Here is a 22,901-nt window from a genome sequence, read left to right as displayed (position 1 = left end):
GCTCGTTCGTGTGACAGGACCGCGTCGCCGGTAACGGTGTGGCAACAACGGGGGGTGGTGTGTGGCGGAGGTCCGCGCTCTTCGGTAACGGGAGCGCCACAACGGGACCGGGCGGGTCCCTCCCTGCTCCCCGCCCGTCTCCCACGAACCCATGACCCTCGCTTCGTCCCACCGCTCCGTCCTTCAGGCCCTGCTGGTTGGTACCGCGCTCTTCTTCTCCTCCTCCACCCTGGCCCAGGCCCAGGAGACTCCGCCCGAGCCCGCTCCCCAGGGCGAGGTCGTGCCTCCCGCGGCCCTGCCGCCCCCCGCGGAGGAGAAGGAAAAGGAGAAGGAGAAGAGCAAGCCCTGGTACGAGAGCATCCGCCTCCGGGGCTACACGCAGGTCCGCTACAACCGGCTGCCCAGCTTCCGGGTGAACGACTCGCTCATCAACGACCAGGGCGACCGCTTCCTGGGCAAGGACACCGGCTTTGGCATCCGCCGCGCGCGGCTCGTCATCTTCGGGGACGTGCACCCGCACGTGTCCATCTACCTGCAGCCGGACTTCGCCTCCGTCATCGGTGACCAGTACAACGTCGCCGTCATGCGGGACTGGTACGCGGACATCTTCGTGGACGCGAAGAAGGAGTTCCGCTTCCGCGTGGGCCAGTCGAAGGTGCCGTTCGGCTTCGAGAACCTCCAGTCCAGCCAGAACCGCCTCGCGCTGGACCGCAACGACGCCATCAACAGCGCGCTGAAGGACGAGCGCGACGTGGGCGTGTTCTTCTACTGGGCGCCCTCGCACATCCGCGAGCGCTTCAAGTACCTCGTCGACAGCGGCCTCAAGGGCTCCGGCGACTACGGCGTGGTGGGCCTGGGCGTCTACAACGGCCAGACGGCCAACCGCGCCGAGCGCAACAACAGCCCCCACGCCGTCGCGCGCGTCAGCTATCCCTTCCTCTTCGGTTCCCAGTACGTGGAGGTCGGCACCGGCGCCTACTACGGCCGCTTCAACCTCAGCGCGGCCCCGCGCGATGACGCGGCCTATGCGCTGGCGCGTGGCCCCAACATGGTGGATGCGCGCGCCATCGTCAGCCTGATGATCTACCCGCAGCCCCTGGGCTTCCAGGCCGAATACAACATCGGGCGTGGGCCGTCGCTGGGCTCGTTCCCGGACGAGGCGCTGCTCATCGACAGCCGCAACCTGCATGGCGGCTACGCGCAGCTCATGTACAAGCTGGACGGCGTGGTGGGCGTGTCGCTCATCCCCTACGTGCGCGGCACGCTCTACAAGGGCGGCAAGAAGTTCGAGACCAACGCCCCCCTCTACGACGTGCGCGAGCTGGAGCTGGGCGCGGAGTGGCAGATCTGGAAGGCGCTGGAGCTGACGGCCGCCTACGTCATCGCGGACCGCACCTCGTCGCGCTACCCGTATGAACAGGAGCAGGGGCACGTGACGCGCCTCCAGCTCCAGTTCAATTACTGAGTCAGAGTCGCGGGTCGACGGGCTCGCTCTCCAGGGCGAGCACGCCGAAGACGCACTCGTGCACGCGGCGCAGGGACTCCTTCTTCGTGAAGCGCTCCAGGCCCTCCACACCCAGCGAGAACTCGCGCAGCGCGAGTGAACGCTTGGTGCCCAGGCCCCGCTGGCGCAGCCGGTCCAGGTTCGCGGGCGAGGTGTACTCCGGGCCGTAGATGATGCGCAGGTACTCCGTGCCCCGGGACTTGATGGCGGGCTGCACCACGCCCTTCCGTCCGCGCACCGCGAAGCCGAAGGGCTTCACCACCATGCCCTCGCCGCCGCGCGCGGTGAGCTCCTCCCACCACCGCACGCCGCCAGCCACCGCGTCCACGTCCTCCAGCGCCACGACGCGGTAGGGCGTGGCCACGAGGAACGACGGGTCCGCACGGCACACGCGGCCCAGCGTCTCCATGTGCCAGACATGGTCCTTGTCCACGTGGGTCGCGCCCTCCGTGGCCAGCAGGTGGAACGGTGCCAGCCGCACGTCGTCCAGCGACGTCACCGGCCAGCAGTAGCGCCGGTACGCCTCCACGTAGCGCTGCACCTGGGTGGCCTTGTCCGTGAAGCGCGCGGACAGCTCGCCCAGCGGCAGTCCCCGGGCGGTGGCCTGCCCCAGCACGGACACCACGTCCGTCAGCGCCGCGCGGGAGGCAGCCCCCACGGCGGCGTATGGGTCGCGCAACAGCTCCTGGGCCTTGAGCGACCAGGGCATCAGCTCGCAGTCCAGGCAGGCCCAGTCCGTCTTCAGCTCCTCCCAGAAGCCGGACGCGTCCAGCGCCGCCCGGACGCGCGCGAGGAACGCGTCCTCCATGGATTCATCGGTGAAGAAGCGCCGGCCGGTGCGCGTGTAGCAGACGCCCGTCTCGCCGGAGGTGACGCCAAAGCGGCGGCGGGCGGCGTCCGCGTCGCGCGCGATGACGACGACGGCGCGCGAGCCCATGTGCTTCTCCTCGCAGACGACCTGCGCCACGCCCTCCTTGCGGTAGTAGTCGAACGCCTGCTGGGGATGCTCCAGGAAGCCGGGCTCGGTGCTCGTCTCCGACGGCGACATGGTGGGCGGCAGGTAGATGAGCCAGCGCGGATCGATGGCGAAGCGGCTCATCGCCTCCAGCGCGGCGGTGGTGTTCTCCTCGCGCAGGGTGACGTTCGCGGCCAGTCGCGTGGAGATGACGCGCTTGCCCCGCACGTCCTCCAGGTCCAGCACGTCATCCGCCTGTTGCTGCGCGCTCAGGCCGGACGGAGCCGGAGCGGCCAGGGGCTTCACCGGCTCGCAGTACACGCGCTGCGCGGGGACGGAGACCAGCTCCCGCTCCGGGTAGCGCAGGGCGGTGAGCTGGCCGCCATAGACGCAGCCGGTGTCAACGCACAGCGTGTTGTTGACCCACTCGGCCTCCAGCACGGCCTGGTGGCCGTACACCACCGACGCGCGGCCCCGGTACTCCGCCGCCCAGTTGAAGCGCACCGGAAAGCCGTACTCGTCCGTCTCGCCCGTCGTCTCGCCGTAGAGCGCGAAGGTGCGCACGCGGCCGGAGCCCCGGCCCTGCATGCTCTCCTTCAGGCCCGCGTGCGCCACCACCAGGCGCCCGTCGTCCAGCACGTAGTGGGACACCCGGTCGTCGATGAACTTCGCCACGCGCTGGTGGAACTCCGGCGGTTCCTTCTCCAGCTGCTCCAGCGTCTGGGCCATGCCGTGGGACACGTTGACCTTGCTGCCGCGCAGCTTGCGCAGCAGCTTCATCTCGTGGTTGCCCGGCACGCACAGCGCGGTGCCGGCCTCCACCATGTCCATCACCAGCCGCAGCACGCCCGGGATGTCCGGGCCGCGGTCCACCAGGTCGCCCAGGAAGACGGCCTTGCGGCCCTCCGGCGGGCGCACTTCGACACCCGGCGTGCCGTCCGCGCGCGGACGCACCTGGTAGCCCAGCTTCGCGAGCAGCGCCTCCAGCTCCTCACGGCAGCCGTGGATGTCTCCGATGATGTCGAAGGGCCCGCGCTCGCGCTTGAGGTTGCACCAGAGCGGCTGGCGCTCCAGCACCACGCGTTCGATGGCGTCCGGCTTGAGGACGTGGAGGTGGCGGAAGCCCTCGCGCTCCAGGCCGCGCATGGAGCGGTGCATCTGCGAGACCTGGTTGCGCACGAAGCGGAAGCTGACGGCGCGGTCCGGCCGTTGCTGGTTGCGCTCGATGCAGGTGCGCTCCGGCACGTCCAGGACCAGCGCCACGGGCAGCACGTGGTACTCGCGCGCCAGTTCGACGAAGGCCTTGCGGGACTCCGGCTGCACGTTGGTGGCGTCCACCACGGTGAGCAGGCCGCGCGCCAGCCGCTTCGCCGCGACGTAGCGCAGCGTCTCGAAGGCGTCCTTCGTCGCCTCCTGGTTGTTCTCGTCGTCGGACACGAAGCCGCGGTAGGTGTCCGAGGAGAGCACCTCCGTGGGCTTGAAGTGCCGGCGCGCGAAGGTCGACTTCCCCGAGCCGGACGGGCCAATCAGCACGACGAGGGACAGCTCTGGAATGTGGATGTTCATCGCGTGAACACCGCCATCTGCGTCGGCGCGCCGACCTCCGCGTCGTTCTCTCCCACCGGCAGGAAGCTCACGGTGTAGCCGTAGCGCTCGCACATGCTGGCCGCCCACGCCTCGAACTCGGCGCGGGTCCACTCGAAGCGGTGGTCGCGGTGGCGGAAGGTACCGGTGGGGAGCGAGGTGAAGCGCACGTTGTACTCGGCGTTGGGGGTGGTGAGGAGGATGAGGCCCGGCCGCGTGTACTCGAAGAGCACGCGCTCGAAGGCCGCGAGGCGCGGCATGTCCAGGTGTTCGATGACCTCGATGACGGTGGCGGCGTCGAAGCCCGCGAGCCGCTGGTCGCGGTAAAGGAGCGAGCCGTGCAGCAGCTTCACGCGCTGCCGTTGCAGGTCCGGCATCCGCTCGATGCCGAGCCGGTCGTGGGCAATCTCCAGCGTGCGGTAGGACACGTCCATGCCGACGAGCTCGGTGAAGCGGCGGTCCTTCAGCAGGGCCTTGATGAGCTTGCCCTCGCCGCAGCCCAGGTCCACTACGCGCGCGGCGCCGTGCTCCTGGAGGACGGACATCACCGTCTGGAGCCGCTGCTCGTTGAGGCTCAGGCGCGACTCGAGCACGGCCTCCTCGGCGTTGCGCGCCTCCTGGCGTTCCTCGGGCTCGGGGGCCTCGTCGCCCGCGAGCCGCTCCAGGGCTTCGCGCGCCAGGCTGTGGCGGTGGCGCAGGTAGCGGCGGGCAATCTGTTCGCGCTCCGGGTGCGTGGCGAGCCAGCCCTCACCGTGGCGCACCAGCTTCTCCACCTCCTCGTCGCCGACCCAGTAGTGCTTGTCGTCGTCGAGCACCGGGATGAGGACGTACAGGTGCGAGAGCAGGTCGCCCAGGCGCACCTGTCCCTCCAGCGTCACGGTGAAGTAGCGGCTGTCTCCCCACGCGGGCACCGTCTCGTCCAGCGCGTGGCGGGTCGCGGTGACGGTGTAGCCGAGCGGCTCGAAGAGGCGGCGCAGGAAGGTTTCACCGCCCCGGCAGGGCAGCACCGACAGGCGGGCGGAGAAGGGCAGGGGTTGTGCGGCCAGCTCCGGCCGGTCCTTGCTTCGCCCCGACAGAGCGGTGCCGAAGACGCGGGACAGCGCCACGCTCATGAAGGACGACGCCACGTAGGGCCGGTCGTTGACGTACTGGTCCAACGTGCCGCCCTGGCCTCCGGACGACGGACGGCCGCGCACCAGGGCGACGGGGTCCACCTCCAGGAGGAGTGCCGCGGTGGTGCGGCCGGCGGAGGCCTCCGGGTAGAAGACGTGCGCCAGTCCGAAGGGAAGCTCGAAGGACTGGGGCCGTTCCGGGTTCTTGTGCAGCAGGTAGCCCAGGTCTGTCGCGGGCGAATGGGTCGTCGATAGGGTCAGGAGCATGGGGGGCGCGCGTGAATCCTGCTGCGCGCTGGACGGGTGGAACAAGGGGCCCTGACGGAAGAAGCCCCTTCTTCTCCGCCTACCCGCCGACTGACTGGTCGATGGCGCCGAAGATGCTGGCGCCCGAGTCGTCCCGCATCTCGATGCGCACCCGGTTGCCGCGCTTCAGGAACGGCGTCTTCGGCGCACCGTCCCGGAGCGTCTCCACCACGCGCACCTCCGCGATGCACGAGTAGCCCGCCCCACCCGCACTCACCGGCTTGCCGGGACCGCCGTCCGGGCCCCGGTTGGACACCGTGCCGGAGCCCACGATGCTGCCCGCGCACAGCGAGCGCGTCTTCGCCGCGTGAGCCACCAGCGTGCCGAAGTCGAACGTCATGTCCACGCCCGCCTCCGCGCGGCCGAAGGGCTCGCCGTCGAGGAAGACCTCCAGGCGGCGGTGCAGCTTGCCCTCCCGCCATGCGGTGCCCAGCTCGTCCGGCGTGACGAAAACCGGGGAGAACGCCGACGCGGGCTTGGACTGGAAGAAGCCGAAGCCCTTCGCCAGCTCGTTCGGAATTAGGTTGCGCAGCGACACGTCGTTGACCAGGCCCACCAGCACGACGGCGCCCAGGGCCTGCTCGCGCGTGGCCCCCAGCGGCACGTCGCGCGTCACCACCACGACCTCGCCCTCCATGTCGCAGCCCCAGGCCTCGTCGGCGAGCGGGATGGGCTGGCGCGGCCCGAGGAACCCGTCGGAGCCGCCCTGGTACATCAACGGGTCGGTCCAGAAGGAGGGCGGAAGCTCCGCGCCGCGCGCCCTGCGCACCAGCTCCACGTGGTTCACGTACGCGGAGCCGTCCGCCCACTGGTAGGCGCGGGGCAGGGGCGCCGCGCACCGTGCGGGGTCGAAGGGCGCTCCCGGAACCTCTCCGCGCTCCAGCCGCTCCGACAGCGCGCGCAGGGCTGGTGCGTGGCGGTCCCAGTCATCCAGGGCGGCCTGGAGCGTGGGCGCGATGGCGGACGCATCCGCCTGCCGGGACAGGTCCTTCGTCACGACGACGAGCCGCCCGTCCCGTCCTGCGTCGACCGAGGCGAGCTTCACGACTGGCCGCCTCCCGTGGAGGACATCTTCGCCTTGGGCAGGTCCGCCCAGCAGGCGTCGTAGTCCTTCTGGAGGACGGGGCTCTCCATGGCCTGGAGCGTGGGCGCGATGACCCAGCGGGTCTCGAACATGAAGGCGAGCGTGTTGTCGATCTTCTTCGGCGTCAGCTCCGCGGCGACGGCGGCTTCGTACGTCTTGCGGTCCGGGCCGTGGGCGCTCATGCAGTTGTGGAGCGACGCGCCGCCGGGCAGGAACGCGTCCGCCTTGGCGTCGTAGACGCCGTGGACCAGGCCCATCAGCTCGCTCATCACGTTGCGGTGGAACCAGGGCGGCCGGAAGGTGTTCTCCGCCACCATCCACCGGGGCGGGAAGATGACGAAGTCGCAGTTCGCCGTTCCCGGAGTGTCACTGGGCGACGTGAGCACCGTGAAGATGGACGGATCCGGGTGGTCGTAGCTCACCGTGTTGATGGTGTTGAACCGCGCCAGGTCGTAAGTGTACGGCACGTTGTTGCCGTGCCAGGCCACGACGTCGAACGGCGAGTGGTCCAGCGTCGTCTCCCAGAGGTTCCCCTGGAACTTCTGCACCACGCGCGTGGGACGCTCCACGTCTTCATACGCGGCGTGGGGCGCCACGAAGTCGCGAGGGTTCGCCAAGCCGTTGGACCCGATGGGCCCCAGCTCCGGGAGCCGGAACTGCGCGCCGTAGTTCTCGCAGATGTAGCCGCGCGCGGAACCGCCGGGCAGCTCCACCCGCATGCGCATGCCGCGAGGGATGAGCGCGACGTGGCCGGGCGGAACCTCCAGCACGCCCAGCTCCGTGACGATGCGCAGCGTCCCGGACTGGGGGACGATGAGCAGCTCACCGTCGGAGTTGAAGAACGCGGTGTCCGTCATGGACGCTGTCGCCGCGTAGAGGTGCACCGCCGCGCCCGCGTTCTCGGCCGGGGAACCATTGCCGCCCAGCGTGAAGAGGCCCTCCAGGAAGGTGGTGGGCGTGGTGGGCATGGGCGCCGGGCTCCAGCGCAGCCGGTTGGGCGAGGGGGGCACCTCCCGGAACGGTCCGCTCTTCAGCGTGCGGGCCTCCACGGGCCGGTACGCCGGGTGGCCCGCGCTGGGCCGCAGCCGGTACATCCACGTGCGCCGGTTCACGCCGCGAGGCGCGGTGAACGCGGTGCCGGAGAGCTGCTCGGCGTAGAGGCCGAACGCGACGCGCTGGGGCGTGTTCTGGCCTACGGGAAGCGCACCGGCGACAGCCTCCGATGCGTGCTCGTTTCCAAAGCCTGTCAGATGGCGGACGTTTTCCATGGCGCCCGAAATAGTAACAGATGTAACCAATCCGGCAAGGCTCAGGGGCCGGGCTTGAGGGCGCGGATGGCGGCCCGCTCCACGCGCTCCAGCAGGGAGCGCAGCACCTCGCGTTCAGAGGACGACAGCTCCGCGAGCACCTCCGCCTCCGCTTCGAGCGCGGCGGGGGCGATCCGCTGGTAGAGCCTGCGCCCCGAGGCGGTCAGCGTCAGGCGCCGCGAGCGGGCATCGCTCTGGCTCGTGGCGCGCCGCACCAATCCGCGCTCCTCCAGCGAGCGCGCGGCGCGGCTCACCGGGACCTTCTCCATGCGCGTGCGCCGGACGAGCTCCAGCTGTGAGCGCTCCCCGTCCTCGCCCAGGACGGCGATGAGCCGCCACTCCTGCGTGGAGAGGCCGTCCTCGGCCGCGTACACGCGGGCGATGCGCTGGCTCACGACGTTGTCCGCGACCGACAGGCGATAGGGGAGGAACTCATCGAGGGTGAGGCTCGCGGTGCGTGCTTTCTTCATCGGGCGTCCGACTATAGCGAGCGCGGCCCGGGTGCCACGGCTCGCGTGGGGGCGGTGCTGGTGTCGCGCGCCCATCCGTCCCCGGATTGAGGGCATCCGCCTGGGGCGCCCTCGCAGCTCGAAGGTCATGACGACTATCGGCTTCATCCTCGCGGCGGCGCTGCTCATTGGCGTGCCGGTGATGATCGACGGCCTGATGGACTCAGGCTTGGATCAGACGACGAAGTTGCTCGTGGGTCTGCCCATCACGGCCGTGGGCGTCGTGGGCGTGGTCCTGGTCGTCGTGGGCTTCAGCTGGGGAGGGCGCATCGCGCGGGAGAACAAGGCCCGCCGCGAAGCGCTCGTCGAAGAGAAGACCCAGGTGGAGGCGGAGTTGCGGGACCTGCGGGCCCGCCGCGATGGCCTGCGCTCGCGGCAGTGGCAGCCCCGCCCCTCCGTCCCCCTCATCGCCGTGAACTTCTAAGCGGAGTCTGGCCCGGGGGCAGTTTCGTGAAGCGGTGGCTGGTGCGGTGCTCGAAGTGTGGATGAGCGCCCGTCAGTCCATGTCCTCCAGGGCTATCTCCGCCAGTTCGCGGTAGAGCGGCACCACCTCTACCGCGAGCAGGTCCTCCATCACCTTCCGAGCGCCCTCGGTGTCTCCTGTCTGCCGGAGCCGACGGACCTCGGACCTCGCAGTCATCATCCGCATGGAGCTGCTTCGGATTCGCCCCCGCTCCTCGCGGAGCAGGGCCGTCGCGGTGGTGACGTCTTGGATGGCTGCCTGGGCGTCGGCCTCGGGGATGGCCACCTCGCGTGCCGTGCGCAGCAGTAGTTCGCGCACGTCCGGGGTGAGCACCAACGCTTCGCCCGCCTCTACGCGGGCGGCGAGGGATCGCACTTCATCCCAGTTGACGTCCTCGGACATGCTCAGCGCCTCTTCCTCTTCGGACGGCACCTGTCGTCCGGCCATTCGCCCCGCTGCCCTTCGCAGTATCGGAAGCAGTCGTAGCAGGAGCCGGACCAGTGGTCCTCCTGGCATTGCACATACGTCTCCAGGCAGGCGCGTTTCCACTCCGGAAGTTCGCGGGAGAGTTCCTCGGCGGCCCGAGCGAACAGGAGGATGTCCTCGGCCTCCAACTCCGTGGCCCCACAGCGAGCAGGATTGCCTGGGTGCCTCTTCACGCAGCAGCTGACGGTGGAATCCTGGGGGCCGCACTGCGCTTGGGCCAGGTACTCCGCGGTGGCGCTGGGCTGGGGGTCGCTTGCCCGCACATGGGCGCCGCCACCACAGCCCGCGCCCACGAACGCGAACGCCGCCACGAGCATCCCCATGAATCGGGTGTTCTGATTACGCATCTGTTTGAAGAGAAGACCCGACTGGAGGCGGAGTTGCGGGACCTGAAGACCCGCCCCTCCGTTCCCCTCATCGCCGTGAACTTCTGACCGGGTCAGTAGGTGCAAGCGCGGTTGTTGCAATACCCCTGACGCGTGCCGCAGACGCAATCCGAGTCGTCGATGCAACGGCTGGACGGGCACGTCGGGCCACCACCGCCGCCTCCGCCCGGGAGTTGGTAGGAGCAGGCGTTGCGCGCGCACGTCACGGACCGCGCGTTGGGACACGCGTTCCAGCAGTCATCCTCGGAGGAGCACCGGACGGAGACACAGACCAGGCTCGCGGCCTCCTCGGGCGTGGGCTCTGAGGTCAGGGCCTCGGATGACTCGGCGGCGGCGCACACCGCCTGCGTGGCCATCTCCAGGGCCGTCGCGGACGGCTCCGCGAAGGCCGCGGTGGCCGCGAAGGACAACAGGACAGCGACGCTCCAGGACAGGCTTCGACGGGACGACATGGCGGCGGGCTCTTTCCTCCCAGGGAGGCCATGCGGCACTTGCATGGGAATTCCTGGGACCACCAAATTAGCATGGCTGTCCTGACTGGCGCCGGTGCCGCCGGACGCATCCCGGGCAAGGGGGGCATCGGTTGGATTGACACCCCGCCCGGAGCCGATTGCCGCGTGCGCCAGGTCCCCCCACCGTTCCTGGAAGATCGCAGGCCCGAGGGGACCTCATGCGCGCGCAACTCCTGTTCATCCTCATCCCGTCTTTGATTGTCCCGGGCACGTATGCCGGAGCGCAGGACGCCAGCCCGCCGGATGCTGGCGCGGCCGCGCACGGGGCGCATGGCAAGTCTTCCGCGCTGTCGAGCCTGACCTCGCTCGCCCAGGGCGCGGTGCTCTTCGATGACCTGGGGACCCTCCAGCGGAAGGTGACGACCCGGTCGCCCGAGGCGCAGGCCTTCTTCGACCAGGGCATGCGGCTCACGTATGCCTTCAACCACGACGAGGCCGCGCGCTCGTTCGCCCGCGCCGCGCAGTTGGATCCTTCCTGCGCCAGCTGCTTCTGGGGCGTCGCCCTGGTGCTCGGTCCCAACTACAACGTGCCCATGCTGCCGGACCGGGCCGCGACTGCATGGACGGCCCTGCGGAAGGCCCAGGCGCTCGCCCCCACGGCGACCCCCACGGAGCAGGCGCTCATCGGCGCGCTGTCCCGGCGCTACGGCGGGCCGGAGCCGCGCACGCCCGAGCAGATGAAGCCCTTCTCCCAGTCCTACGCCAACGCCATGCGCGACGTGGCGAAGCGCTTCCCGGATGACAACGACGTGCAGGTGCTCTTCGCCGAGTCCCTGATGAACCTCAACCCGTGGAAGCTGTGGACGCTGGAGGGCAAGCCGGAGCCGGGGACGGGAGAGATTGTCTCGCGGCTGGAGACGGTGCTCGCGCGCGCGCCGAACCACCCGGGCGCCAATCACTATTACATCCACACCATCGAGGCCTCGGAGTACCCCGAGCGCGCATTGCCCTCCGCGGAGCGGCTGCCAGGGCTGATGCCCGGCGCGGGCCACCTGGTGCACATGCCGGCGCACATCTACCAGCGGGTGGGCCGGTACGCGGATGCCTCGGAGAGCAACCGCCGCGCTGTCCAGGCGGACAATGACTATCTGCGCCAGGTGGAGCCCATTGGCTACTACCCGATGTACCTGGCCCACAACTGGGGCTTCCTGTCGTTCTCCTCCTCCATGGAGGGACGCGCGGGGGAGTCCATCCGCGCCGCGCGCGAGTCCGCGAATGTCCTGCCGCCTGAGATGCTGAAGGAGATGCCGGGCATGGACTTCTTCGCCTCGGAACCCCTGCTCGCGATGGTGCGCTTCGGGCGCTACGACGCGCTGCTCACGGAGCCCCGGCCGGACCCGAAGTACCCGGTGCTGACGGGGCTGTGGTTGCACGCGCACGGGCTGGCGCTCGCGGCGAATGGGGAGTTCAAGGAGGCCCGCTCGGAGCACGCGGAGCTGGTGAAGCTGGCCGCGAACGTTCCCGACACGATGACCGCTGGAAACAATTCGGCGAAGGACGTGCTGGACGTGGCGGCCCGCGTGCTCGACGCATCCATCTCCGAGCGCCAGGGCTGCGCCGACGCGCTGACGCGCTGGGAGGACGCGGTGCGCGCCGCGGATCAGCTGGCCTATTCAGAGCCCAGTGACTGGTATTACCCCGTGCGTCACTTCCAGGGCGCGGCGCTGCTGGACGCGAAGCAATACAAGGCCGCGGAGGCTGTCTACCGGGAGGACCTGCGCCGCAACCCCGGCAATGGCTGGGCCCTCTTCGGACTCGCCTGGTCGCTGAAGGGGCAGGGGCGCACGGCGGAAGCCAACGCCGTGAATCAACGCTTCAAGACGGCCTGGGCGGGCTCCGACTTCGCGCTCACCCGCACGGCCTTCTGACGTCAGCGGGCTTCTGAGCGCCGGAAGCCGTACACCCACGCGCCCGCGGCGATAAGCGCGGGCAGCACCACCGACACCGTGAGCGCGCCGAACACGGCGTCGTTGGCGGGCTGCCCGATGAAGTCCACGCCGGATACGCGCAGCCACGCCTTCACGCAGGTGATGCCCCAGTTGGCCCAGTTGGCGACGATGACCGCCCAGGCCAGCCGCCGCTGTCCCACGGGGCCGTAGCGCAGCATGGGCAGCGTCCACGCGACGCCCAGGAGGAAGAACGTGCCCATCAGCGCGTTCAGGTGCGCGGCGAGCGCCATCTGCGGATCCGCTGGCACCTTGCCCGTCATCGCCGCGGAGACGTAGCCGCCGGTGAGCAGGCCCACCAGCATCAGCCACGCCGCGGCGTGGGCCATCAGCCGGGCCGCGGGCTGGACGAGCGGGACGACGGGGGACTCGGGGACTGCGGCCTCGGAGAGGGGACGGGCGGATGCGTTGCGCATGGTGGGCGGAACGGCATCCTCGCACCCGGCCGCGCAGGGACGCCAATCACCGCCTCCTGACTCCCAGCGTCAGAAGCGCGCCTGGAGCAGCACGCTGAAGCCCACGGCATTCGCGGGTTGGAAGACCGGCGTTCCGACGCCCGTGACGTCATCCTCGAAGCGGGTCCGGTTCGGGTCGTGCGTGTAGGAGATCTCCGCCAGTACGCCAGCCACCTTTCCCAGGTCCCAGCGCACCGTGGCCTTCGCCGTCACCACCAGCCCCGGGGCCTCGCCTTCGGGCAGCAGGCTGAGGAGGTTGGGGCCCTGGAACACGGCGGTGTAGTTGCGGCCCGGGATGCCCACCGGCGCGTTCCGGAGCGAGGCGGGGCGGGTGACGCGCACGAGCAGCCCGGGCGTCAGCCCCCAGTCCTGGAGGTGGTAGTCACTGCTCAGCGTCCCGGAGACCTCCGCGCGGGTCTCCGCGTCGTTCATGAAGGCGATGTACGGAGGGATCCCGGGCGCGTCGAGCTGGATGAAGGACAGCGTGCGGACGTAGGCCAACGCGTGCGCGCGCCAGAAGCCCTGTTTCACCCGCGCCTCCAGGGCCCCCGCGCCTCCCGTCTGCGTGGTCCGTTGGAGGAAGGCGTCCGGATCCAGCAGCCCCTGGGACACGATGCTGCCCTCCAGCGACACCGACGCCGCGAAGCCTCCGGGGTAGGTCTCGGGCTGGAAGAAGCGCTCGAAGAAGGTCGGGTCGCCCTGGTAGAGCTTCAGGTCGACGTTGTTCCCGATGGGGGCGCCCCGGTGCCAGACCGCGCCCAGCGAGGCGCCGCGCATGGGGACGTGCATCTCGATGCCCTGGATCGCGGCGCCGGGAATCTGTCCCCGGTCGAGCACGGTGCCCTTCACGGCCAGCCGCACTTCGGGCGTGACGTCCAGGAAGCCGCCCGCCAGCAGGGCGTAGCGGCGCCCGAACTCCAGCTCCAGGTCGTCGAGTACGGGGGCGGACTTGAGCGCCACGAAGGCGTCCCACCGCTGCCGGGACAGGCGCAGCTCCAGCGCGGACTCGGCGGCCGAGCGGCGCGGGAAGGCCTGCCGCTCCCACGTCACCGGGTAGGCGAAGCCCATGTAGAGCCGGGACGTGGACATGGGGTGGACCACGGCGGAGAGCCCCTCTCCGGCTTCCCATCCGGAGGGCCGGTAGCGCAGCCGGACGGTGCTGCCGTTGTCCGCGAAGCCCATGCCCTGCGAGCCACCCGTGGTGAGGAAGAACGACAGCGCGGCCTCCGCGCGCAGGCCCGACGCGAGCTCCGGTGTATGTCCTTCCAGCGCCGCGTGGAAGGAGGTGGCGGTGGGGGCGCCCAGGGTGTCGATGTCCTCGTCGGTGGCGTAGAAGGACAGCCGCGCCTGGAAGGACGGCTCGGTGGACGTGGGCGCGGAGGACTGCCCCAGCAGGAGCAGCAGGGGAAGCGTCAGGAGTGGAGACGTCATGGGCGCGCGCGTCTAGCACGTCCCGCCCGGGACAGGCATTCCCACCAAGCGCTTCAGGACGGCGCGTCGATGCGGCTGTGGCGCCGCGTGTCCGGCATCACCGTGTAGACGAGCAGCGAGCAGAAGATGCAGGCCGTGACGTACCAGAAGAACCACTCCTCGCGCCCGGCCAGCTTCAGGCGCGTGCCCACGTACTCCGCGGTGCCTCCGAAGAGGGACACCGTCAGCGCGTAGGGCAGCCCCACGCCCAGGGCGCGGATGCGCGCGGGGAACAACTCCGCCTTCACCACGGCGTTGATGGACGTGTAGCCGGAGAGGATGACCAGCGCGGCGAGCACCAGCAGGAACGCGGTGAAGGCGTCCCGCGTCCGCGTCAGCGCAGTGAGCAGCGGCACCGTGCACAGCGTGCCCAGCACGCCGAATCCCATCAGCACCGGCCTGCGTCCCACGTGGTCGGAGACGAACCCCAGCACCGGCTGGAGGAACATGTAGAGGAACAGCGAGCCCGCGGAGATGAGCGTGGCCTCATCCCTTGTCAGCCCCACGGAGTTCACCAGGAACTTCTGCATGTAGACGGTGTATGTGTAGAAGGCCAGCGTCCCGCCCATCGTGAGCCCCACCACGACGGCGATCTCCTTCGGGTGGCGCAAGAGCTCCCGCATGGGGTGGTGCTCGGACTTCTTCGCGGCCTCGCGGGTGAAGGCCTCCGTCTCCACCATGTTGCGGCGCATGTAGAAGCCGAAGATGGCCAGCGCCGCGCCAATGCCAAACGGGATGCGCCAGCCCCACGCCTCCAGCTGCGGGCCCGTCAACACCAACCGCTGCAACACCAGCAGCGTCAGCGTGGCCAAGAGCTGTCCCATGATGAGCGTGACGTACTGGAAGGAGCTGTAGAAGCCGCGGTGGCGGGAGGTGGCCACCTCGCTCAGGTAGGTGGCGCTGGTGCCGTACTCGCCGCCCAGGGAGAGGCCCTGGAGCAGCCTCGCGAGTATCAGCACCACGGGCGCCGCCACGCCGATGCGCGCGTAGGTGGGACACACGGCGATGACCAGCGAGCCCAGGCACATCAGCGTGACGGACAACGTCAGCGCGGACCTGCGGCCCCGGAGGTCCGCGTAGAGCCCCATCCACCAGCCGCCCACCGGCCGGATGAGGAAGCCCAGCGCGAACACCCCGGCGGTGTTGAGCTGCTGCACCAGTGGATCCGCGTCCGGGAAGAACGCCTGCGCGAAGTACAGCGAGAACGCGGAGTAGACGTAGAAGTCGTACCACTCGATGAGGTTGCCCACCGAGCCGCCGAAGATGGAGAGCAGCCGCTGCCGCACAGGGGACATCGGGCTCAGGGCTCAGGCCTTCAGCGTGCGGCCGAACAGGTCCTCGAGCCTCTTCCAGTGCGTCTCCGCGACCTCCGCGTTGAACGCGGCCGAGCCCGCAACCGAATAGCCGTGCTGCGCGCCGGGGTAGAGCTCCGAGCGGTACTTCACGCCCGCGTCCTTCAGCGCCGCCTCCAGCGTGTGGATGGCGTCCGCGGGCATGGAGTTGTCCTGGTCCGCGTGGCCGAAGTACAGCTCGCCCTTCACCTGGTTCACCAGGCGGTGGGGGCTGTCGGGCGAGTCCGTGGCCAGGCGGCCGCCATGGGAGGACGCCACCGCGCCGATGCGGTCCGGGAAGTCCGCGCCCATGCGCACGGCGATGCCGCCGCTGAAGCAGTAGCCGGCCACGCCCGCCTTCGGGCCCTTCACGAAGGGCTGCCGGGAGAGGAAGTCCAGCTCAGCACCCGCGTCCAGCTTCAGGCGCTCCGGCGTCAGCGCGCCGATGAGGCCGTAGAGGCGCTTGCGGAACGCCTCGTCCGCGAAGGAGCCCTGGAGGTCCAGCTTCGAGGTGTGTCCGTCCCGGTAGAACACGTTGGGCATCAGCACGACGTAGCCGGACTTCGACAGGCGCCGGGCCATGTCCTCGAAGACGGGCCGGATGCCAAAGGCATCCGGAATCATGATGACCGCCGGCCACGGTCCCGAGCCCTCCGGCTGGAACAGCTTCGCGTCCATCACTCCATCCGCGGTCTTGATGTCGACGTCCTGCATGGCGTGGGTGACCTCCCGCGCGGGCGGTGCATGCGCCCGGCAGGAGGGTGACACCACACGCGCGAGCGATGCGCCATCCGTTTCGCGACGGGCCCCCTCCTCCCCGCGCGAAACGGACACTTGCTTGCGCTACTTGACGCAGTTGCTCCAGCCGCGCTTGCTGTTGCTGACCGTCATCTCCCAGTAGCGGGTGCCGCTGTTGTAGTCGATGGAGACGCCGTCGTTGAAGTTGCTGGTGTTGAAGTTGCCGCCGATGCCGGACAGCAGGCAGGCCACGCCGCCCGGGTTGTAGTCCAGGTTGTGCGTGAAGGTGCCCGGGTTGCCAGCGATCCACAGCCAGCCGCCCTGGGCCGTGGGGACGTCCACGCAGATGGCGCGGGCGCCGCCGGAGCCGCCCAGGCTGCCGCCCAGGTACCAGTTGTAGCCGTCGTTCCAGACGCGGGCGTAGTCGGAGTTGGCCGTGAAGCCGCCCGCGGCCTCCACCTGCGTGAGGAAGCAGCGGCGCGACGCGGTGACCGCGCCCAGGAGCTTCGCCGCCTGGCCGTCGTACCAGGCCATCTCAGGGGTGCGGTTGGTGGCGGTGTCGAGGCACTGGACGCCCGTGCCCAGCGCCTTGCTGTTGGTGTGGTTGACGAAGATCTGCCAGTTGCCGGCGTACTGGTACACGCCCGCGCCGGCCCAGCTGGTGCCCTTCAGGTTGCCCTGGACGCCGGTCAGGAAGCAGGTCCGGCCCGTGGAGGTTCCGATGGCGGTGGAGGTCAGGCCGTTGTTGGAGGTGCCCCACCAGTAGGTTCCGCCCAGGTTGACACCCTGCTCGGCCGTCGCGAGGGCCGCGTCGTCGGGCGCGGCCGGGGCGGCGGTCTCGGTGACGGCCTCGCCCGTGGGGGCCTCGCCCGCCAGGGTCTCGTCCATCATGGGGTCGCCGCCACAGCCCACCGCGAAGAGGCAAAGGGGGGCCGCCAGGAACAGCTTCCGCGCGAAGTGATTCGTGTGCATGTCGCTTCTCCGTTCGTCGTTTGGAAATGCCAGCGATGCGTCCGCTGGCCGGGGTTCGTCCCGGCCGGGTCGCCAGCGGGGAACGTGGCGGGACATGAGCAACGGGGATGCCAGCACCGCGTCCCTGGGGAGCGTGTCGAGGGAGGGCGTGGGGAACGGCAATCCTTGCGTGTCCACGACGCGTGCGGGCCGGCAAGGCTTGCACGGACGGCAAGAGTTGCACGACCGGGGCGGCCGGGAGGTGTGTCCGCGCGGGGCTCCTGGCAGGATCGCGCCATCAGTCTACGGAGCGGGGAGGGCACGTTGGTCATGCATCGCGAAGGCGCGGCCGTGGTCCGGACGCTGGTGGTGCTGGGCGCGCTGTTCGGGGCCGGCGCGCGGGCGGAGGTGACGCGCGCGGAGTTCCTGGTGCCGTCGGAGGAGGGCATCGAGGTGTCCGTGCGCGAGGTGAAGGACACGGGCATGCAGGTGGCCAACCTGCCGCCGCTCATCCTCCTGCACGGCGCGCGGGTGCCGGGGCGGGCCTCGTTCGACCTGCCCGTCGAGGGCGGCTCCATCGCGGCGGAGCTCGCCCGCGCGGGGCATGCGGTGTACCTCATGGATGCGCGCGGCTATGGCGGCTCCACGCGGCCCCTGGCCATGAGCACGCCCGCGAAGGGCCGGCCCCTGGTGGGCTCGCACGAGGTCGTTCAGGACGTGCACGCGGTGGTGGGCTGGGTGAAGGCGCGCACGGGGCAGCGCCGCGTGGGGTTGGTGGGCTGGGCCACGGGAGGTCACTGGGCGGGCATGTACGCCAGCCTCCACCCGGACAACGTCAGCCACCTGGTGATGCTCAACGCGCTGTACGCGGGCAGCGCGGAGCACAAGCTGTTGGGGAAGGGCACGGACTTCGAGGACCCGAAGCGGCCGGGGCACTTCAACGCGGAGGGCATTGGCGCCTACCGGTGGAACACGGGTGCGTCGCTGATGGCCGTGTGGGACCGGCAGTTGCCCGAGGCGGAAGAGGAGCGGGTGAAGTGGCGGGACCCGGAAGTGGCGGCGTCGTTCCAGCGCGAGGCGGTCACGAGTGATCCGCTGGGGCCGTCACGCACTCCGTTCGCGTTCCGGGCGCCATCCGGGGCGCTGGAGGACAGCTTCTATCTGGCCACGGGCCGGCAGCTGTGGGACGGAGCGTCCATCACCGCGAAGGTGCTCATCCTGCGCGCGGAGAACGACTTCTGGAGCCGGCCGGAGGACGTCACGCGCCTCCAGGAGCACCTGAACCACGCGGCCAGCGTGAAGGCCGTGGTGCTCCCGGGCGCGACGCACTTCGTGCACCTGGAGCGGCCGGAGCGGGGTCGTCGCCTCCTCATGGACGAGCTGCTGCGCTGCACCGGCGCCCGCGTCACCCCCGCGCCGAAGCCTCCGAAGCCCGCCACGCCGTGAGCCGCTAGACTGGTGGGGATGATTTCCATCCGGAGACTCGAACAGGCGACCCCCGAGGAGCGGGAGGCGCTGGCCGAAGTGCTCATCGACTCCGTCGACGGAGGCGCGTCGGTGGGCTTCCTGCCGCCGCTCTCTCGGGACGCGGCGGTGGAGTACTGGCGGGGCGTGCTCGCGGCGCTGGGGCCGGGGCTGGTGCTCTGGGTCGCGGAGGTGGACGGTCGCATCGACGGCACCGTGCAACTCGCGCCCTCGCTGCGCCCCAACGGGCTGCACCGCGCGGAGGTGCAGAAGCTGCTCGTGCATTCGCGGGCCCGCGGACAGGGGCTCGCGTCGCTGCTGCTCCAGGAGATTGAACAGTACGCGCGGGTCGCGGGGCGCACGCTGCTGGTGCTCGACACGCTGGCGGGCTCGAAGGCGGAGTCCGTCTACCAGCACTTCCAGTGGCAGCGCGCCGGCGAGATTCCCGACTGGGCGCGGCACACCGATGGTGAGCTGCACCCCACGGTCCTCTACTTCAAGCGCATCGTTCCCTGACGTTCACTGCGCGCGGGGGCAGGGCGGGATGCCGGAGCGAAGCGCGCATGGAATGACGCGGAGATGTGTTGTTTCACAGGTCACGCCGGAGGGGCGCCTTCAGGGATGATAGGGATAGCGCGCCAGGACCTTCCCGTCCGCCGACACGGCATACAATTCGTACCAGTGCGCGGAGGGATTGAATCCAGGTGCTGCCCAGCCACACTTCGCGACGTTTCGCTTGATCTCCACGAAGTACATCCCGCCGTGTTGGGCCACGGAGACCTCCATGGCCTTGGCGGTATATGAGCAGTCCTTCGCATACTCCTTGGGAAAACCTGCCAGCAGCCGCTGCAAGGCCGCATGGGCGGCGAGAACCGCCGGTCCGTCCAGCGTTGCCAGGGGACGCAGTTCGTCAGGCCATTCAATCCCCTCCGCGACGAGGGGGGCGCGGGCGGCGGTGCCTCCGTCGGCATTCGTCACCACGGGCGGAGACACGACGCTGCCCCCGTCCCTCGCGGCTGTGCCAGAAGAGGCGGGAGGCGTGCCTCCGTCCAGCAGGAGCGTGAGGAGAAGGACGTGATGAGGGAGGTTCATCATGGGGACAGGCTCCAGGGCCCTTCTACCACTTCAACTCGGGTGAGCAGCGAGGCAGCAGCATGCGGGGGCTGCGCATGCCAGAAGCCTCTTGTGGATGACAGTTCGCCTGGAACTCCCAAAGCGCCTTGTCCTCATTCCATTGGAAGACCTCTCCCGCGGGGTTCCACTTGTAGAAGCGAGGTTCGTCCTTGTGTCCCGTGGCGAGCCAGGCCCATGCGGGAATCAACCGGTTCCTCGAGTCACGCGCCAGCTGTCCATCCGGGCTCGCGGCATAGGACACCATCGTCCACAGCCCGTCCTCCATCTTCATCGCGGGGAATCGGGTCAGGTCGTCACTGCTCATGCTCGTCGCGCACGGGTGATTGTGCGCGAAGCCGATGATGGGCAGGTTCCGACCAAAGGACTCATCGTCGACGCCACCGAAAGGAGGCTGGCACGAGCTGCGTTCCTTCATGAGGTTGCGGATGGGCCATGAAACACGCCAGTCCTGCGGCGTTTTATAGAGGGCGACGCAGTATTCAGATGCATCCGGTCGTGGACCACCGGTGTTCGGGTCGCAGGCATCCGACGCACCCGGCAGGCTCATCAATGCCCGGAGCGTCGGCAGCACCAGGTCATCCGGAATCGCGTCGGTGTCCGATACGACGGCCGGAACGTCCTTGTGTGGCCAGGGACCTGGGGCCACCGCGAGGTCGAACCGCCCTTCCAGAATGGGAAGTTCTGAGCGCAGGTAGTAGAGGCGGGGGCCCGCACAGGCCAGGAGCAACACGAACATGAAGGCGCAGGTTCGCTGCCATGCGTAACGCCTTGCCTGAGGGGCAGTCATTCTCTGGAGCATGAAGTGGAGGGCAGGCATGGGTCCCTCACTGCGTCGTGGCGAAGCTATGTTCCTGGGGCATAGAATGACACCTCACTGGTGCCACGCGAAGAGCTGCTCCTGGTTCCATATGCAGTGTCAATCAGAAGGAGAAGATTCGATGAAGGACGCAAAGCTGAGGGAGAAGTTCCTTGGTTGCCTCAATCGCCTGGCCCTGAAGAAGGACTTTCAGCGTCGACTCTGCTTCTTCGCAGACTCGGTGAACAGCTTCGAAGGTTGGTTGAACTGGGAGCTTGCATGGGCATTCGCGGAGAAGCACCCCTGGCCAAAGTACTCGGCGACGCGAGAAAGCAGGCTCGAAGACGGAGGACTCTCTGACTTGGTCCTCGCTGTTGGGAGGGAGTACCAACCAGGAAAGCCCGCCTGCCACGTGGAGACCAAACTTCTCTGGGCGAATGCAAATCGGTCAAAGATGCTGCGCTACGCCGTCGACGACTACCGGCGACTTCAGGGGCTCGGCACCGGGCTCATGCTCGTCGTCGCTGTCTCCGCGAGGAGACCCTCGCCGCTGCTGAAGATGGAAGCGCCCAAGAAGACGCTGACGCTTTATGAGAAGGAACTCTTCAAAGCCGGCATCCAGAGTCTACAGGTCGCTTTCGATTGCCGCGTCTCGGCACCCCTAAAGGGTGAGTGGTACCTGAGTCCGGAAATCCACATTCGCGCATATTCGGTGGAACCCACGGGAAGTGGCGCGAGGCAGTAAGGGCCTGCTCAGAAATTAGTTGTCCGATTTCCGTGCCCGGAGGCCGATTTTCCGGGGTTGGGAACGCCTCTCATGGCCAAGTAATTTCTGAGCAGGCCCTAACAACCCGTCAGGTTTCCATCAGCGGGCCTCTTCGCAGGGGGCCTTCAACATCAAGCTTCCATTCGCCGTTGGGTTTCTTCAAGCGCCTCACTGATCGTCGAGGCAGTGAGGAGGGTGTCAAGCATGCACCAACATCGGGCCGCGCGGGCGATGCGAGGTCCATTGCGAAGCTCGTGAGGTGGAATGATCGCAGGACCCAGCACCAAGCAGTAGTGCGGAGGTACTTCAGCGTCTGGCGCTTCGGGGAAGACGCTGCGGTGATTCGTATAGACGGAATGCCTCTCGACGTGGTGAATCGACTGGAGGCAGCTGTCATATCGAAAGGCGATGTAATTGGGGGGCTCCGGCCAGCCCTTTCCCACAGGGTAGAAGTAGCGCCTCTCCTTGCGCACGATGTCCTGCCAACTGATGCCCCACCCTGGGCCGAAGCCACTGGCGAGTGAGACGACGTACACGAGGTTCGAGAAGTGGGTTTCCATTCCGAGAATCGCTCCCAGGTAGCCGGAAAACTGGTCGAGCACTCGTTTCGCTGCGTGTCCTTCCTTCGCGCGCGCCTCGTGGGCGAGAGTTCGAATCTGTCGCCACGTTCGGTGCACGATGCGCACGCCGTCAAGAGCCGACGGCAGGCTGCTTGCTGCGGCACGCATGGGGGCTACGTCCGTCAGCGTTAACAGTACCCGGCGCACTGCAAGGGATTCAGTCAGCAGGGGAGCATACTGCTGGAGTTGGGAAAGCGTCGGCAGGTGCGCTCCGCGCTTCGCCTCAATGACTCCGTGGAAGTCCTTGCCCAGCGAGATTTCAACATCCGTGATGCCATGGCCTCTGTGCGCACTCTGCAATGCAATGACGCCATGGCTCTCGACCAGCGCCGGGGCAGGCTCCCAGCCCTCCGAAATATCTCGAATGACGGCACGTGTGAGCGCAGGCGACTGCGACAGCGCGTATCCCAGCGCAGCGGACATGTCGTTCTCGTCATCTCCTAGCAAGTCGAAGACGGTGGTTACTGGACGTCCAGCACGCACAAGTGACAAGGCCACGCTCGTATTCCTCTAGCCGCGGTGCGAGTAGGCAATTCAGGGCAGGGGGCTGACGCTCCATCCTAGCGTGCAGAGCTGCCGGACTGAAGGAGGGGACAAGGGGGCCTCTTGGCCTGACGGGCCGGGGGCGTGGAGCGCTGCCGGGTCGCCCACGCTGTTCGTAGCGGGGGTTGCCAAGAGGGAGGCTCCGTTGTCCTCCGAGCCCCCGCGCTCAATCCGCCCGGAGCACGACCGCCGGGGGCACGTGCGCGGCCCTTCGCGCTGGCAACAGCGCCGCGAGGAACGCCACGGCGCCGAGCACCGCCACCACCAATCCATACGTGAGCGGATCCGTGGGCTGCACGCCGTTGAGCAGGTGCGACAGCGCGCGGCTGGCGCCCCATGCGAGCCCCAGCCCCAACACCAGCCCCACCGCCGTGAGCCGCAGGTAGTGGCTCAACACCATGCCCATCAGCTGGCCTGCCCTCGCCCCCAATGCCATGCGGATGCCCAGCTCTCGCGTGCGCTGCACCACCGCGTAGGCC

The 22,901-nt window shown here is 68.9% G+C and carries 23 protein-coding genes; 7 read left to right on the top strand and 16 right to left on the bottom strand.

Annotated elements, in window-relative coordinates; genetic code table 11:
- Positions 1-151 precede the first annotated feature (151 nt).
- Complete coding sequence (locus D7Y11_RS30860; RefSeq protein ID WP_126935463.1) at positions 152-1,465, top strand: porin; 1,314 nt, start codon at positions 152-154, stop codon at positions 1,463-1,465.
- Between the two features lies 1 nt (position 1,466).
- Here the strand turns inward: D7Y11_RS30860 and D7Y11_RS30855 are convergent, their stop codons facing one another.
- From D7Y11_RS30855 to D7Y11_RS30835, 5 genes are all read right to left on the bottom strand, one after another.
- Positions 1,467-4,025 carry a polynucleotide kinase-phosphatase gene (locus D7Y11_RS30855; RefSeq protein WP_126935462.1) on the bottom strand — a complete coding sequence of 853 codons (2,559 nt, stop codon included), beginning with the start codon at positions 4,023-4,025 and terminating at the stop codon, positions 1,467-1,469.
- Positions 4,022-5,422, bottom strand: coding sequence for a 3' terminal RNA ribose 2'-O-methyltransferase Hen1 (locus tag D7Y11_RS30850; protein WP_126935461.1), 1,401 nt, complete (start codon positions 5,420-5,422; stop codon positions 4,022-4,024). Before D7Y11_RS30850 ends, D7Y11_RS30855 begins: the two co-directional genes overlap by 4 nt.
- Positions 5,423-5,501: 79 nt before the next feature.
- Entirely contained in the window at positions 5,502-6,506 is a 1,005-nt protein-coding gene (locus tag D7Y11_RS30845; protein WP_126935460.1) for a fumarylacetoacetate hydrolase family protein, read from the bottom strand.
- Positions 6,503-7,813, bottom strand: coding sequence for a homogentisate 1,2-dioxygenase (hmgA, locus tag D7Y11_RS30840; protein ID WP_126935459.1), 1,311 nt, complete (start codon positions 7,811-7,813; stop codon positions 6,503-6,505). The genes D7Y11_RS30845 and hmgA overlap by 4 nt, the downstream gene beginning before the upstream one ends.
- Before the next feature lie 41 nt (positions 7,814-7,854).
- Positions 7,855-8,322, bottom strand: a complete 468-nt coding sequence (locus D7Y11_RS30835; RefSeq protein ID WP_120598616.1) for a MarR family winged helix-turn-helix transcriptional regulator — start codon at positions 8,320-8,322, stop codon at positions 7,855-7,857.
- A gap of 127 nt (positions 8,323-8,449) precedes the next feature.
- On the opposite strand from D7Y11_RS30835, the gene D7Y11_RS30830 reads away from it, so the two are divergent.
- On the top strand, positions 8,450-8,785 hold the full coding sequence (locus tag D7Y11_RS30830) for a hypothetical protein (protein ID WP_126935458.1): 336 nt from the start codon (positions 8,450-8,452) through the stop codon (positions 8,783-8,785).
- 72 nt (positions 8,786-8,857) lie between these two features.
- On the opposite strand, the gene D7Y11_RS30825 is transcribed toward D7Y11_RS30830, so the two are convergent.
- Positions 8,858-9,271, bottom strand: a complete 414-nt coding sequence (locus D7Y11_RS30825; protein WP_306770474.1) for a DUSAM domain-containing protein — start codon at positions 9,269-9,271, stop codon at positions 8,858-8,860.
- Positions 9,272-9,573: 302 nt separating this feature from the next.
- On the opposite strand from D7Y11_RS30825, the gene D7Y11_RS43500 reads away from it, so the two are divergent.
- The gene (locus D7Y11_RS43500; RefSeq protein WP_158642020.1) at positions 9,574-9,744 is read left to right on the top strand and encodes a hypothetical protein; all 171 of its coding nucleotides are present in this window, start codon (positions 9,574-9,576) and stop codon (positions 9,742-9,744) included.
- 5 nt (positions 9,745-9,749) lie between these two features.
- On the opposite strand, the gene D7Y11_RS30815 is transcribed toward D7Y11_RS43500, so the two are convergent.
- Positions 9,750-10,148: a hypothetical protein gene (locus D7Y11_RS30815; RefSeq protein WP_121752600.1), complete on the bottom strand. Its 399-nt coding sequence runs from the start codon at positions 10,146-10,148 to the stop codon at positions 9,750-9,752.
- A gap of 218 nt (positions 10,149-10,366) precedes the next feature.
- Here D7Y11_RS30815 and D7Y11_RS30810 point away from each other — a divergent pair, with 218 nt between their 5' ends.
- Positions 10,367-12,076, top strand: coding sequence for a hypothetical protein (locus D7Y11_RS30810; RefSeq protein ID WP_126935455.1), 1,710 nt, complete (start codon positions 10,367-10,369; stop codon positions 12,074-12,076).
- 2 nt (positions 12,077-12,078) lie between these two features.
- Here the strand turns inward: D7Y11_RS30810 and D7Y11_RS30805 are convergent, their stop codons facing one another.
- The 5 genes from D7Y11_RS30805 to D7Y11_RS43495 form a co-directional block, all read right to left on the bottom strand.
- Positions 12,079-12,570, bottom strand: a complete 492-nt coding sequence (locus tag D7Y11_RS30805; RefSeq protein WP_120575274.1) for a hypothetical protein — start codon at positions 12,568-12,570, stop codon at positions 12,079-12,081.
- Positions 12,571-12,639: 69 nt separating this feature from the next.
- A complete protein-coding gene (locus D7Y11_RS30800; RefSeq protein WP_120575275.1) occupies positions 12,640-14,040 on the bottom strand; it encodes a hypothetical protein in 1,401 nt (466 codons plus the stop codon).
- A gap of 53 nt (positions 14,041-14,093) precedes the next feature.
- Positions 14,094-15,374, bottom strand: coding sequence for an MFS transporter (locus D7Y11_RS30795; protein WP_126935454.1), 1,281 nt, complete (start codon positions 15,372-15,374; stop codon positions 14,094-14,096).
- Positions 15,375-15,386: 12 nt separating this feature from the next.
- The gene (locus tag D7Y11_RS30790) at positions 15,387-16,124 is read right to left on the bottom strand and encodes a dienelactone hydrolase family protein (RefSeq protein WP_120575277.1); all 738 of its coding nucleotides are present in this window, start codon (positions 16,122-16,124) and stop codon (positions 15,387-15,389) included.
- Between the two features lie 129 nt (positions 16,125-16,253).
- A complete protein-coding gene (locus D7Y11_RS43495) occupies positions 16,254-17,120 on the bottom strand; it encodes a hypothetical protein (RefSeq protein WP_158642019.1) in 867 nt (288 codons plus the stop codon).
- Between the two features lie 309 nt (positions 17,121-17,429).
- Here D7Y11_RS43495 and D7Y11_RS30780 point away from each other — a divergent pair, with 309 nt between their 5' ends.
- Positions 17,430-18,545, top strand: coding sequence for an alpha/beta fold hydrolase (locus D7Y11_RS30780; RefSeq protein ID WP_121752595.1), 1,116 nt, complete (start codon positions 17,430-17,432; stop codon positions 18,543-18,545).
- Between the two features lie 18 nt (positions 18,546-18,563).
- Entirely contained in the window at positions 18,564-19,079 is a 516-nt protein-coding gene (locus D7Y11_RS30775; protein WP_126935453.1) for a GNAT family N-acetyltransferase, read from the top strand.
- Between the two features lie 99 nt (positions 19,080-19,178).
- On the opposite strand, the gene D7Y11_RS44515 is transcribed toward D7Y11_RS30775, so the two are convergent.
- Entirely contained in the window at positions 19,179-19,658 is a 480-nt protein-coding gene (locus tag D7Y11_RS44515; protein ID WP_233607435.1) for a hypothetical protein, read from the bottom strand.
- A gap of 22 nt (positions 19,659-19,680) precedes the next feature.
- Entirely contained in the window at positions 19,681-20,433 is a 753-nt protein-coding gene (locus tag D7Y11_RS30765) for a hypothetical protein (RefSeq protein WP_233607434.1), read from the bottom strand.
- Between the two features lie 202 nt (positions 20,434-20,635).
- Between D7Y11_RS30765 and D7Y11_RS30760 the strand changes: the two genes are divergently transcribed.
- Positions 20,636-21,238 carry a hypothetical protein gene (locus D7Y11_RS30760; RefSeq protein WP_126935451.1) on the top strand — a complete coding sequence of 201 codons (603 nt, stop codon included), beginning with the start codon at positions 20,636-20,638 and terminating at the stop codon, positions 21,236-21,238.
- A gap of 152 nt (positions 21,239-21,390) precedes the next feature.
- On the opposite strand, the gene D7Y11_RS30755 is transcribed toward D7Y11_RS30760, so the two are convergent.
- A complete protein-coding gene (locus D7Y11_RS30755) occupies positions 21,391-22,377 on the bottom strand; it encodes a hypothetical protein (protein WP_126935450.1) in 987 nt (328 codons plus the stop codon).
- Positions 22,378-22,588: 211 nt separating this feature from the next.
- Positions 22,589-22,901 (bottom strand): FtsX-like permease family protein (locus tag D7Y11_RS30750; RefSeq protein ID WP_126935449.1); only part of this gene is annotated, 313 nt, incomplete at its 5' end.

It is taken from the genome of Corallococcus sp. AB018, assembly GCF_003986945.1.
Classification (GTDB): domain Bacteria; phylum Myxococcota; class Myxococcia; order Myxococcales; family Myxococcaceae; genus Corallococcus; species Corallococcus exiguus.
The sequence above is the reverse complement of the archived record's forward strand: the minus strand, read 5'-3'. Positions and strand labels throughout refer to the sequence as shown.

What these genes read in the sequence shown, in the direction of transcription:
- D7Y11_RS30860 (WP_126935463.1), top strand. Translation starts at nt 152, where the DNA reads ATGACCCTCGCTTCGTCCCACCGCTCCGTCCTTCAGGCCCTGCTGGTT.
- D7Y11_RS30855 (WP_126935462.1), bottom strand. Translation starts at nt 4,025, where the DNA reads ATGAACATCCACATTCCAGAGCTGTCCCTCGTCGTGCTGATTGGCCCG.
- D7Y11_RS30850 (WP_126935461.1), bottom strand. Translation starts at nt 5,422, where the DNA reads ATGCTCCTGACCCTATCGACGACCCATTCGCCCGCGACAGACCTGGGC.
- hmgA (WP_126935459.1), bottom strand. Translation starts at nt 7,813, where the DNA reads ATGGAAAACGTCCGCCATCTGACAGGCTTTGGAAACGAGCACGCATCG.
- D7Y11_RS30835 (WP_120598616.1), bottom strand. Translation starts at nt 8,322, where the DNA reads ATGAAGAAAGCACGCACCGCGAGCCTCACCCTCGATGAGTTCCTCCCC.
- D7Y11_RS30830 (WP_126935458.1), top strand. Translation starts at nt 8,450, where the DNA reads ATGACGACTATCGGCTTCATCCTCGCGGCGGCGCTGCTCATTGGCGTG.
- D7Y11_RS30825 (WP_306770474.1), bottom strand. Translation starts at nt 9,271, where the DNA reads ATGGCCGGACGACAGGTGCCGTCCGAAGAGGAAGAGGCGCTGAGCATG.
- D7Y11_RS43500 (WP_158642020.1), top strand. Translation starts at nt 9,574, where the DNA reads ATGGGCGCCGCCACCACAGCCCGCGCCCACGAACGCGAACGCCGCCAC.
- D7Y11_RS30815 (WP_121752600.1), bottom strand. Translation starts at nt 10,148, where the DNA reads ATGTCGTCCCGTCGAAGCCTGTCCTGGAGCGTCGCTGTCCTGTTGTCC.
- D7Y11_RS30810 (WP_126935455.1), top strand. Translation starts at nt 10,367, where the DNA reads ATGCGCGCGCAACTCCTGTTCATCCTCATCCCGTCTTTGATTGTCCCG.
- D7Y11_RS30805 (WP_120575274.1), bottom strand. Translation starts at nt 12,570, where the DNA reads ATGCGCAACGCATCCGCCCGTCCCCTCTCCGAGGCCGCAGTCCCCGAG.
- D7Y11_RS30800 (WP_120575275.1), bottom strand. Translation starts at nt 14,040, where the DNA reads ATGACGTCTCCACTCCTGACGCTTCCCCTGCTGCTCCTGCTGGGGCAG.
- D7Y11_RS30795 (WP_126935454.1), bottom strand. Translation starts at nt 15,374, where the DNA reads ATGTCCCCTGTGCGGCAGCGGCTGCTCTCCATCTTCGGCGGCTCGGTG.
- D7Y11_RS30790 (WP_120575277.1), bottom strand. Translation starts at nt 16,124, where the DNA reads ATGCAGGACGTCGACATCAAGACCGCGGATGGAGTGATGGACGCGAAG.
- D7Y11_RS43495 (WP_158642019.1), bottom strand. Translation starts at nt 17,120, where the DNA reads ATGCACACGAATCACTTCGCGCGGAAGCTGTTCCTGGCGGCCCCCCTT.
- D7Y11_RS30780 (WP_121752595.1), top strand. Translation starts at nt 17,430, where the DNA reads ATGCATCGCGAAGGCGCGGCCGTGGTCCGGACGCTGGTGGTGCTGGGC.
- D7Y11_RS30775 (WP_126935453.1), top strand. Translation starts at nt 18,564, where the DNA reads ATGATTTCCATCCGGAGACTCGAACAGGCGACCCCCGAGGAGCGGGAG.
- D7Y11_RS44515 (WP_233607435.1), bottom strand. Translation starts at nt 19,658, where the DNA reads ATGATGAACCTCCCTCATCACGTCCTTCTCCTCACGCTCCTGCTGGAC.
- D7Y11_RS30765 (WP_233607434.1), bottom strand. Translation starts at nt 20,433, where the DNA reads ATGTTCGTGTTGCTCCTGGCCTGTGCGGGCCCCCGCCTCTACTACCTG.
- D7Y11_RS30760 (WP_126935451.1), top strand. Translation starts at nt 20,636, where the DNA reads ATGAAGGACGCAAAGCTGAGGGAGAAGTTCCTTGGTTGCCTCAATCGC.